The organism is Blautia sp. OF09-25XD (genome assembly GCF_003482095.1).
GTDB lineage: Bacteria > Bacillota > Clostridia > Lachnospirales > Lachnospiraceae > Fusicatenibacter > Fusicatenibacter saccharivorans.
On sequence record NZ_QUMG01000017.1, the window covers coordinates 83911 to 95210 of the forward strand.

An 11300-nucleotide genomic window follows, 5' to 3' on the forward strand; every position below is an offset into this window, starting at 1 on the left:
TATGCTATAATGATTACGCAACGTGTATTTTTGTTTTTTATGGAGAAAAGACAGATGGATTGTAAGAACAGAATTATCAAGTTGCGGGAAAGCACAGGACTGAACCGGAAAGATTTTTGCAAGCTCGTCCATATCCCTTACCGGACTATGACCGAGTGGGAATTGGACAACCGCCATGCACCGGATTATGTGCTGTGGCTTTTGGAGTATTATATCCGCAACGAGGGACTTATGGTAAAGGAAATGAATGAGGGAGGTGGAGATTCTGAAAAAGAAACAACTTAAATGCTATATTTATACAAGAGTGTCCACCTCTATGCAGGTTGACGGGTACAGCTTGGATGCCCAGCGTGACAAGCTGAGGAAGTATGCGGCATACGAAGATATGGTTATTGCCGGGGAGTATTCTGACGAGGGATTTTCCGGAAAGAATATCCAAGGGCGGCAGGACTTCCAACGGATGCTGAATGACATCCAGGACTGCAAGGACGGCGTTTCCTATGTGCTGGTCTTTAAGCTGTCCCGATTCGGCAGAAATGCGGCGGATGTTCTGAACTCTTTGCAGCTCATGCAGGATTTCGGTGTCAATCTGATCTGCGTGGAGGATGGCATCGACAGTTCAAAGGATGCCGGAAAGCTGATGATTTCCGTGCTGTCTGCGGTGGCAGAAATAGAGCGAGAGAATATCCGCACCCAGACAATGGCAGGACGTGAGCAAAAGGCTCGTGAGGGCAAGTGGAACGGTGGTTTCGCTCCTTATGGCTACAAACTGGAAAACGGAGATTTGGTCATTGCGGAGGATGAAGTGGAAGTAATCCGTGTCATTTATGACCGCTACATTCACACCAACGAGGGCGTTGCCGGGGTTGCTAAATATCTGAACCGCAACGGCTTTATCAAGAAACTGCGGCAGAACAATACCATTCCCGGATTTTCAAGGAACTTCGTGCAGGATGTATTGGACAATCCCGTTTACATGGGAAAGATCGCCTATGGCAGACGCAGGACGGAAAAGAAGCAAGGCACAAGAAATGAGATGCACGTAGTTGAGCAGTCGGAGTTCCCGATTTATGAGGGACAGCACGAAGCCATCATTTCGGAAGAAGATTGGTATCTGGCACAGGAAAAGCGTAAGATCAATTCCTTTAAGCGGGAAAAGGTCAACAATCCAGATCATGCACACATCCTGTCCGGCATTCTGAAATGCCCATGCTGCGGAAAGAGTATGTACGGCAATATCGCCAGGGCTCACAGCAAGGACAAGAAAACGAGGTATTATTACTACTGCAAAAACACGGTAACACCTACCGGACATGAGTGCAGCTTCCGACTGAATATCGAGTAGACGGAGATCAACAAGTTTGTGGCTAAGATTATATCCGCTATGGTCAACAATCCCCGGTTTGTAGAAGCGATTCAGGCGAAAATCGGCTCGGCTGTTGATACAGAGGATATGGAAAAGCAGATCGCCGTCCTGCAAGGACAGTTGAAGCAAGCCTTTGGAACGAAAAGCCGCTTGGAGCGTCAGATGGACACCTTGGACATCAACGATGCCCACTATGACAGAAAGATTTTGGACTTGCAGCGCCGCTATGATGAGCAGTATGATACAATAGAGGATATCGAAGTTCAGATTGGCGAATTGCAAGGTCAAATCCGCAGCATTCAGCAGGAGAAAATCTCCGGTAACAATATCTATCGGCTCTTACTGGCATTTGATGAAGTCTACCATTCCGCAACAGAAGCGGAACAGAAAGAGTTTATGAAAGCCTTTATCGAGCGAATTGAGATGTTCCCGGAGAAAAGGAAAGACGGAAGCTGGATAAGAAAGATTGTGTTCAACTTCCCTGTGCCTGTTGATGGCGAGGAAGTGAAAGAACTTCCCTTGGAAACTGAAACAACTGTCGAGACGGTAGTTCTTTTATCCCACAAAAAAGCCGACAGTTATATCCACATTGATGTGGAGTTTGGAGAGGGCGAGGGCAAGATTCCGGTAGATAGTATTGCTAAAAGAGCCGAAGCGTACAAGCCCAAAGAAAAAGTGACCTACAAAATGATTAAGGAGTACATAGAAGCGAAATACGGTTTCAAAGTACATACCGCATATATCGCAGAGGTAAAGAGAGATTTAGGCTTGCCAATGTATGATGCGCCTAATGCGGTAGAAGAATTGAAACAGCCGAGGAAGCATCCGACACCAGAAAAGGTAGAAGCAATCAAAGATGCACTTCGGTATTTTGCAGTGATATAAAACTTTACTTACAATCGAATATTTCTTACATAGCCGTTTATTCATTTATTTGAGTAAGCGGCTTTTTTCATCCCTATTTTTCGGAATAGGGATATTTTTTGTAGAAGGAGGAGGTTTATTTGAACACACAAATCATCGCCATCGCAAACCAGAAAGGCGGCGTTGGCAAAACAACAACCTGTGCGAACTTGGGAATAGGTCTGGCACAGGTCGGAAAGAAAGTGCTTCTGATCGACGGGGACCCACAAGGAAGCCTGACAATCAGCTTGGGAAATCCGCAACCGGACAAGCTGCCATTTACACTGTCGGATGCTATGGGGCATATCCTGATGGATGAGCCGATTCATTCCGGCGAGGGTATCCTGCATCACCCGGAGGGAGTAGACTTGATGCCCGCCGACATTCAACTTTCCGGTATGGAAGTATCCTTGGTAAATGCTATGAGTCGTGAGACTATCTTGGCGAGGTGTGCCATACTCCAAAGGAACTGTTCGACCTCTTAGCCGATGATTACCGGACTTATGTGGAGATTGAACTGACCAAAGGCAGACGGGAGTTGACGGAAGATGATGAGAGGCAAGCAGATGCCTTGTGCAAACGGTATCTGGAGCGTTGGAGGGAGGAACTGGAATGAAGATTTTGAAATGCCTGCTGATGATTGTAACTGCACCGGCCATTTTGGTGTTGACGATTTTTGTCTGGCTTTGTACGGGGCTGATCTACATATCCGGTCTGGTGCTTGGTCTGCTCAGCACGATAATTGCTCTGCTTGGTGTGGCTGTGATTATTACCTATTCCCCGCAGAATGGTGTGATTTTGCTGGGTATAGCTTTTTTGATTAGCCCGATGGGATTGCCGCTTGCGGCGATCTGGCTGTTGGGTAAGGTGCAGGATTTGAAATTTGCGATCCAGGATTGGATGTATGGGTAAATGATGTGAATAAATCTGGAATGAAAAGAAGCAGGACAATGGGAGATGAGACCCAGTTCCCTGCTTCTTGGTTATTTGGAATGAACGGTAGTGTATTTCTGGTTTTTGCTTTTGGGTTTGTCTGGAAACATCATTTCAAGTTTACCAGAAGATAATAAAGGCTTGAGGTAATATTTGCTGAAGTGAGAACGGCTGGAAACATCAATATATGTTTGCATTTCATCTCGACTTTTAGGGTCTGCACAAAATTCCAATAGCAAGTTTTGCTTGCTGATCACAGATGTATCATGTGCGGCATCATGTGCTGTATCATGTGCGGAAGCACCGCACATGATGTAGTTTACATTTTTCAAGATGACTCTGAAATCTGTCGCTGTTGAGGAAAATTCAGGCTTATATGCCGCTGTGTATCCAGGCAGCTTTTCGGTCTCACTGACGATTTTGCGCAGGCCACTTCCACGGCGTTCCATGTACTTCATGCGGTGGAACAGGTCAGCAATCACAGGGTTTCGTCGCATGGAACGGATACTGTAAATATCGTATTCCTGAATTGAGCCGCCGCCAAACATACCGCCCGGAGATGTGATTTCCACCCGATCATCAAACATATCAATATGGATTTCGCTGCCAAGCACAATATAATCACGATGGATAAGCGCATTGACAAGAGCCTCTGTCACAGCTCGTTCAGCATAATCCGGCTTGTCTACCCGATACTGTGCCTTTTTGACAAAACGGACTTTGGAATTATTGCGAATAAATTCACTGCCGCTGTTCAGTAAATAAATCAAATTTCCCTCGTATTCTTTATCGTCCAGCGCATCATCAAAGATAGAGCCTTTTTCCAAGCCATTCCACCGGGTACAGAACATACGGGAGTTATAAACCGTGTGCTGATCGGTCATGAGCTTTCCGGCATTGGTCAAGACCCCATTTTTGTCAGCCAAACCGAAGGAGACATAATCTGATGGCTCAAAGCGGAGACCAGTCCGTTCCAGATAGGTTGCTTCCAGAAGTGTAAAGCTGTAATCCTTTTTTACCGCATCTGTTGTTAGGGTATCAAAGGATTGATTGGTTCCCTTTAAGATCAATTCATTTACAATGTAATCCGGGGCAATTACGCTTTCATTTCCAACACGGATATATGCTTCCATCACGCCGTCTGCCTTGTAATAATATGGGGTGCTGCGGCCGGGAGAAACCTCCAGAGCTAATAGATTTTTACCATCTTCCTGTAATGGTTTTAAGATAAACTGAGGTAATGGTGTGATTCGTTCTTTAATTAAGCGGCTGATCGCCTCAGCATCCTTTTGAACATCGGACAAGCCGATAGGCTTCCGGTCATCAGAGATTCCGAAAAACAGAGTTCCGCCGATTCCATTAGAAAAGGAACTGACACTTTTTAACCAGCTTTTGGGTTTCTTTATTTCAAGTGCAACTTTGAAATCACATTCGGTTGCTTCAGCAATGAGCTGTTCTATCATAAAATCCCTCCTTTGAGGTATTGGTAGTTTCTTTATATTATACCCATAAGGAGAGTTTATTTCAACGATAGGCACAAAGAGTTCAGAGAAAATATTTTGAGAGGAGGGCTTTTTATGGCAACTACAAGAATCATGCCGATTCATGTCGGTAAAGGCCGCACAGAGAGTCGGGCGATCAGTGACATCATCGACTATGTAGCAAATCCACAGAAAACAGATAACGGCAAGCTCATTACCAGCTATGCGTGTGACAGCCGGACTGCGGATGCAGAGTTTCTTCTGGCAAAGCGGCAGTACATTGTCGCTACCGGACGAGTGCGTGGCGCGGATGATGTGATTGCCTATCATGTGCGCCAGTCCTTCCGCCCCGGTGAGATTACCCCGGAAGAAGCAAAACGGCTGGGCGTAGAATTTGCAAGGCGTTTTACCAAAGGCAATCATGCTTTTGTGGTATGCACGCACATAGACAAGTCGCACATTCATAATCACATTATCTGGTCATCGGTCAGCTTAGAATATGACCGGAAGTTCCGAAACTTTTGGGGCAGCACCAAGGCGGTTCGTCGGCTAAGTGACACCATCTGTATTGAGAATGGACTGTCCATTGTAGAGAATCCGAAACCTCATGGAAAGAGCTATAACAAATGGCTGGGCGATCAGGCAAAGCCCTCTCACCGAGAGCTGCTTCGTGTGGCGATTGACAACGCATTATCACAAAGTCCTGCTGACTTTGAAGAACTGCTGAAGCTGTTGCAAGAGTATGGTTGTGAAGTTTCAAAGCGCGGAAAATCGTATCGACTGAAGCTCTTTGGTTGGGAAAAAGCCGCCCGCATGGACAGTCTGGGCGAAGGATATGGATTGGAAGATTTGCGGGCAGTTCTCTCCGGGAAGAAAGCACATACCCCGCGAAAGAAAACAGTCACACAGGCAGAGACGCCGAAGATCAATCTGCTGGTGGACATTCAGGCAAAATTGCAGGCTGGAAAAGGTGCTGGCTATGCTCGATGGGCTAAAGTTTTTAATCTGAAACAAATGGCGCAGACCATGAATTACCTGTCAGAGAACAATCTGCTGGAGTATGCGGTTTTGGAAAAAAAGGCTGCGGCTGCCACGGCACATCACAATGAACTTTCGGCGCAGATCAAAGCGGCTGAAAAGCGCATGGCAGAGATTGCTGTTCTGCGTACTTACATCGTAAATTATGCCAAGACCCGTGAGGTCTATGTGGCATACCGCAAGGCGGGCTACTCTAAGAAATTCCGGGAGGAACATGAGGAAGAAATTCTGCTCCACCAGGCTGCTAAGAATGCCTTTGATGAGATGGGCGTCAAGAAGCTGCCCAAGGTCAAAGAGTTACAGACAGAGTACGCAAAATTGCTGGAAGAAAAGAAAAAGACTTATTCCGAGTATCGGCGCTCCCGTGAAGAAATGAGGGAGTTTTTGACTGCAAAAGTGAATGTAGATCGAGTGCTGAAAATGGAGGTAGAACAGGATGTTGAAAAAGAAAAAGACCACGGCCAGCGGTAAGCTGGTCCTGGTCAAAAGCGTTCGCAGGCACTGGACATCCGGGGGATGTCCGCTTAGTGCCGACCGGAGTGGAACGGAGACCGCGCAGCCACAGAATGAAATTCTGTGTTCAAAGGGGCTTGGGGGCGCTGCCCTCAACAAGCAAGCGGAGAGGAAAATCACAAAGGGATTTTCTTCTCTGCGGGCCTGTGTGTATTAACACAGGCATTGCTTGCCTCTTTTCTCCGAAAATGAAAAGAGCCAGTGAGAGAATCGTTAAATTTCACTCACTGGCTCAATTCGTTTCAAATTTCTCGGACAACTCTGTCAGTTCTTTCAACGTTTCTTGGATGTGATGCAACAGGGTGTCACGCATTTCTGGCGGACAGCTGGAATAAAGCATTTTCATCTGATTGACACCTTCATCTTCCAGAGAAACATCTGGATTTATAAGCGTATCTAAAGAGATGTGCAGGACCTTTGCCAATGCTCTTAAAATCAAATAGGAAGGATTCATTTTTCCCTTTTCGATATTGGCGATTTGCTTTACAGAAACATGGCTCAGATCAGAAAGTTCCTGTTGTGTCAGTTCTTTATTCTTTCGGGCTTCCCGCATTTTTTGCCCTAAAGCAGTTAAATCATCAATTGGCATAATCGTTCACCTTAATAATATTGTATCGTTCCGGTTTGTGTAAAGGAATAACCTTATTATGCCTGATAAGCGGTATGATTATACTGATTTTACAAGGCGATGAACGAAGACAACATTGTATTGCTTGAGATAAGAAACTATAATAAATAGGGAAACAGGAAATGGAGAGTAGCACTTCTTAGAGTAAAACGCAAATGTATTTGTGAACGTATCAGCAATCTTGAGAAGCGACGAGGTATTTGGATAATTTGTCAAATGAAGAAAAACAGTTGCTGTTGGACAGAACTTTCTTACATATATAGGAAATTATACGCTTCATCATAAATTCAAAAAACTATGTTATCCTATAAATTGGAGGTGGAACAATGCAGAAGATTTTAATTGTCGAAGATGATATTGACATTCAGGATATATTGAAAAACCATCTAATTGATGCAGGCTATGAAGTTGCCGTTGCGTCTGATGGCGTGAATGGAATTGCAATGTTTGATGATACAATCGATCTTGTGCTGTTAGACATCATGCTCCCTAAAATCGACGGCTATGGTGTATGTGAGGTCATTCGCAAGCGGTCACAAATCCCTATTATTATGCTTACTGCGCTTTCGGATGAAGAAAACCAGTTGCGGGGTTTTGAACAGCAGATTGACGATTACATTCCAAAGCCCTTTTCGCCCAAAATCCTGCTATGCAAGATTGCGGCTATTCTTCGCCGTAGGACTGCGGAAAATCAAAATCCATCCCTGCTTACTTATAAAGAGTTGAATATGGATGTTGATGGATTTCATGTGTATCAAGACGGAAACGAGGTTGTTTTGACCAGCAAAGAGTTTGCGCTTCTTAGGCTTATGCTTGAAAATCAGGGAAAGGTTTTTACTCGGCAAATGCTACTTGACCGATTGTGGGCGGACGATTTGGAGGTCGAGGATCGGATCGTTGACAGTCACATAAAGAACATTCGCAAAAAGTTAAATGCTGACTATATAAAAACAATCAGAGGGGTGGGATACAGAATTGACCAAGCACATTAAACAACGGTTATCCGTCAAGATTTTTATAATTACACTTCTTCTACTGGGTGCAGCTTGTAGCGGAACATATCTCTTCATCTCAAAGCTGTTACCTACGACATATTCCAATCTGATAAATGCGGCTACGGAGAAAGCCGCTATGCACCTTGTTGAGCAAATGACAGCCTTTGACAATATATCTGATTGCGAAAATGATATATCTAATTTTTCAAAGGAAACAAATGCCGCTTTTTGGATTGAGGATAGTAACGGTCGTATGATATATCCCGACGAGGCATCAATGGAAACCTCTACTACTTCGGCAGATTACACAGTTACATTCGATGAAGATGAATCGCTCATAGATATGCAACCATCTGGGAAAACTACGACAAATTTTTACCCGTTCACATTGAAAAACGGTACTGCTTATACATTGGCAGTTCAAACGGATTTGTTCGTTGTACAGCAGGCAACAAAGGTATTGTTGTCTATACTTCCGTATGTCATCCTAATGGTCTTTCTGCTTTCTCTCCTTTGTGCATGGCTCTATACACGGTACATCACTCGACCTATTGTGCGACTGAGCAAGATTTCAAAGCGAATGGCAGAACTGGATTTTTCCGGTCAATGTAGTACAGGACGAGAAGATGAATTAGGTTGCTTGGCGCAAAATCTAAATTCATTATCTGCTTCGCTATCTACTGCATTGAACGACCTTCAAGCTGCCAACCAACAGCTCAAAACAGATATTGAAAAGGAACAGGAGTTAGAAAGACAGCGGGTAGACTTTTTCTCGGCAGCATCCCATGAACTGAAAACACCACTAACCATTTTGAAAGGACATTTGGCGGGGATGCTGAACGGAGTCAGCGGCTATGAAAATCACATAGAGTACATGGAGCGTTCGCTTGCCGTTGTTGATAGGATGGAGAAGTTGGTAAAAGAACTGCTGTATCTTTCCAAAGCGGAGGGAACTCAAAAAACTGAATATAAAACCGTTGATTTTGCGGAAATACTTCGGGTACAGATTGCCACAGTAGCAGATTTATTGGAAGAAAAGAAACAGCACCTTGAAGCAAATATTCCTACCCGCCTTTATTGTGAAGTGGAACAAGCACAGATGGAACGGGCAATTCAAAATATATTGGTAAACGCAATTCGCTATTCTCCAAGTGGTGAATTGATTCGTATATCTTTGTCCGAAACGCATGGTACGATTCGCGGTGAAATTGAAAACACAGGTGTCCGTGTGCCTGACGATGCTATTCCACATTTGTTTGAAGCCTTCTATCGAGCAGATACATCTCGTAACCGCAATACAGGCGGAACCGGATTAGGGCTTTATATTGTTCGCAAAGTCATGGAAATGCACCGAGCAAATTACGGCATTTCAAATATAAACAATGGTGTACTGTTTTGGTTTGAATTGCCTTGTAAGCAGCCGGTAGACAACTCCATCTAAAATCCATAATCCATGCAAACTATATCCAAGTTGCTTTGTTATATTATAGCTGTCCTCAAGAGGGCAGCTATAATTTTTAGAAAGCGAGGTCTTATCTATGAAGAACAAAAAAATTTTGGCAATAGGCTTGTGCGGAGCAATCTGTTTAAGCATTGCAGGGGTTACTTATGCAAGCGCATCGGCTTCGGACACACCAAAGGTTTCAACATCTGAAACGGGAAACACATCCGGCGCAGATATTCTCTATCAGGATACAGACGGTGGACAAATCAGCGTTGACGGTAAAAATTGGGTTGCCGAGGCAGATTATGAGAAGAACAATGCGGCACCGGATGTGCAGTGGTGGACAGCTGATGAATACGAGGCGTGGATGAACGAACAGAAAAAAGAGATGGAATCTTTGACTGGAACCGGAGATGGTTGGTATGATGGGCAAGGCGTATTCCGCGAATTTACGCAGGAAAGCGTAGATGCTATGATGGACAGCTATAAAGAAACTCTGGAAAGTATCAAAAAGGGAGTATTGTATTCCAAAGACGACGGTGACGGCGATACCTACTCCATGATTCCACCTACTGAAGATGTAGTTTCCTCTTATAGTGTTGATGTAACAAAAGATAACGGAAAAACAGTACACATTGGGGATTATTCCACAGTTGAGGAATTAGACAAAGCCATTTCTGATGCAGTTAAAAATGGTCAACTCACACAAGAAGAAGCAGACTCCGTTCAGAAATAATAACTAAGCCATTCTGCCGGACGACGGCAAAAGAAAAAAAGCCGTCGTAGAGCAGACAATTTGACACGCCCATTTGAAACGGCGGCTTTGATTTCAGAGCCGCCGTTTCTTTGCGTTTGCACAAATCTATGACGACTTGCAGGGAGACGGTTGTTCTTTTGTCCCAACAAAAACCAGATGACACGATAGAGATCGACTTAGACCTGGACGAGCTGGATGCCACCAGTGCCGAGTTGAAAGCAACCTATCAGGAAATCAAAGATTATGTGCTGAAAGAATTTGGCTTGAAGGTTTCAAGTTTATATATTTCTCAGGTAAAACGCAAATGTGGAATTGAAGTGGGAGAAAACTATAATCTTCCAAAATCAGAAAATGCAAGAGTTCCACAATGCCCGAAAGAGAAGGAAGAAGCTATCAAGGCTGCCCTGAAATACTTTGCGATGATCTAAGAACATCGCTGATTTCAAGGAGGAATAATGCATGAAAAGCACATTTGAAAAAATGGGTGGAACCTACACACTGGGAGCAGACGGAATTTACTATCCGAATCTTGTCAGTACAGATGAAGAACCGCATTATGGGAAATATGGAATGATTCGGAAAACGTATCTGAAAGAGCATCGTCCGGCAATGTATTCTCTGTATATGTTGGAAGACAGATTAACAGAACATCTGAATGCTGTGGATGATAAAGCACAGGAGAGAACGAATATTCTGGTGCGTCAGATGATGGAGCGGCAGGGCATTACGGAAGAATCGAAAGCTCGTGATCAGATGGAATGGGTCAGAGCGGTAAATAATATCCGGAATGCTGCAGAAGAGATTGTGTTAAAAGAATTGATTTACAGGTAAACAAAGAGCTGAACAGGTGCAGAGACTAATCTGACTTGTTCAGCTTTTATAATATATGATATTATAAGTGAAAGTGATATAATATGTTCATAATTTTTCTTTTAAGGAGCGTAACGATGAGTACATTTAGAGATTGGGAAGCATATAAGAGATTAAAGAATCGAGCGGATACAAATTCTGTAGTGGATGTATTGAAAAATAAAAGCACAGGGGATTTAATTGTTAGGAAAATAATATATGGAATCGAACAGCCTTTGTATCAAGCTGTATTCACAAGGGAAATGCGTGCTTTGTATAAACTGAATAAATGTTCGAATATTGTTAATATATTGGGAGATGATTATTTAGTTATATCAACAACCAAGGAAAAGGTTGGAGTAATTTATTTAGAATATATAAACGGAATAGAAT

The 11300-nt window shown here is 43.8% G+C and carries 10 protein-coding genes and 3 pseudogenes; 11 read left to right on the forward strand and 2 right to left on the reverse strand.

Translation table 11 applies throughout. The features are described from left to right. Positions 1-54: 54 nt before the first annotated feature. The 4 genes and pseudogenes from DXA93_RS13520 to DXA93_RS13535 all read left to right on the forward strand — a co-directional run bounded on the left by DXA93_RS13520 (position 55) and on the right by DXA93_RS13535 (position 3181). The gene (locus DXA93_RS13520; RefSeq protein ID WP_055303625.1) at positions 55-285 is read left to right on the forward strand and encodes a helix-turn-helix domain-containing protein; all 231 of its coding nucleotides are present in this window, start codon (positions 55-57) and stop codon (positions 283-285) included. After that, positions 266-2251, forward strand: a pseudogene (locus DXA93_RS20690) (recombinase family protein). Before DXA93_RS13520 ends, DXA93_RS20690 begins: the two are co-directional and overlap by 20 nt. A gap of 119 nt (positions 2252-2370) precedes the next feature. Continuing rightward, positions 2371-2712 (forward strand): annotated as a pseudogene (locus tag DXA93_RS13530) (ParA family protein); the annotation flags it as partial. A gap of 169 nt (positions 2713-2881) precedes the next feature. After that, complete coding sequence (locus DXA93_RS13535) at positions 2882-3181, forward strand: CD1845 family protein (protein WP_117802621.1); 300 nt, start codon at positions 2882-2884, stop codon at positions 3179-3181. A gap of 71 nt (positions 3182-3252) precedes the next feature. Here the strand turns inward: DXA93_RS13535 and DXA93_RS13540 are convergent, their stop codons facing one another. Further along, complete coding sequence (locus tag DXA93_RS13540) at positions 3253-4665, reverse strand: ATP-binding protein (protein ID WP_118750416.1); 1413 nt, start codon at positions 4663-4665, stop codon at positions 3253-3255. 114 nt (positions 4666-4779) lie between these two features. Between DXA93_RS13540 and DXA93_RS13545 the strand changes: the two genes are divergently transcribed. Further along, on the forward strand, positions 4780-6192 hold the full coding sequence (locus DXA93_RS13545; RefSeq protein ID WP_118750415.1) for a relaxase/mobilization nuclease domain-containing protein: 1413 nt from the start codon (positions 4780-4782) through the stop codon (positions 6190-6192). Positions 6193-6466: 274 nt separating this feature from the next. Here DXA93_RS13545 and DXA93_RS13555 read toward each other — a convergent pair whose 3' ends face one another. Beyond that, complete coding sequence (locus tag DXA93_RS13555) at positions 6467-6823, reverse strand: helix-turn-helix domain-containing protein (protein WP_117801905.1); 357 nt, start codon at positions 6821-6823, stop codon at positions 6467-6469. 365 nt (positions 6824-7188) lie between these two features. On the opposite strand from DXA93_RS13555, the gene DXA93_RS13560 reads away from it, so the two are divergent. From DXA93_RS13560 to DXA93_RS13585, 6 genes and pseudogenes are all read left to right on the forward strand, one after another. Next, positions 7189-7854, forward strand: a complete 666-nt coding sequence (locus tag DXA93_RS13560) for a response regulator transcription factor (protein WP_117801906.1) — start codon at positions 7189-7191, stop codon at positions 7852-7854. A gap of 139 nt (positions 7855-7993) precedes the next feature. Next, positions 7994-9298 (forward strand): sensor histidine kinase, encoded by a 1305-nt coding sequence (locus DXA93_RS13565; RefSeq protein WP_117801907.1) that lies wholly within the window; start codon positions 7994-7996, stop codon positions 9296-9298. Positions 9299-9395: 97 nt separating this feature from the next. After that, on the forward strand, positions 9396-10037 hold the full coding sequence (locus DXA93_RS13570) for a hypothetical protein (protein ID WP_117801908.1): 642 nt from the start codon (positions 9396-9398) through the stop codon (positions 10035-10037). 143 nt (positions 10038-10180) lie between these two features. Then, positions 10181-10486, forward strand: a pseudogene (locus DXA93_RS13575) (23S rRNA (uracil(1939)-C(5))-methyltransferase RlmD); the annotation flags it as partial. Positions 10487-10517: 31 nt separating this feature from the next. Continuing rightward, the gene (locus DXA93_RS13580; RefSeq protein WP_117801909.1) at positions 10518-10889 is read left to right on the forward strand and encodes a TnpV protein; all 372 of its coding nucleotides are present in this window, start codon (positions 10518-10520) and stop codon (positions 10887-10889) included. Positions 10890-11005: 116 nt separating this feature from the next. After that, positions 11006-11300 (forward strand): hypothetical protein (locus tag DXA93_RS13585; protein WP_147399557.1); only part of this gene is annotated, 295 nt, incomplete at its 3' end.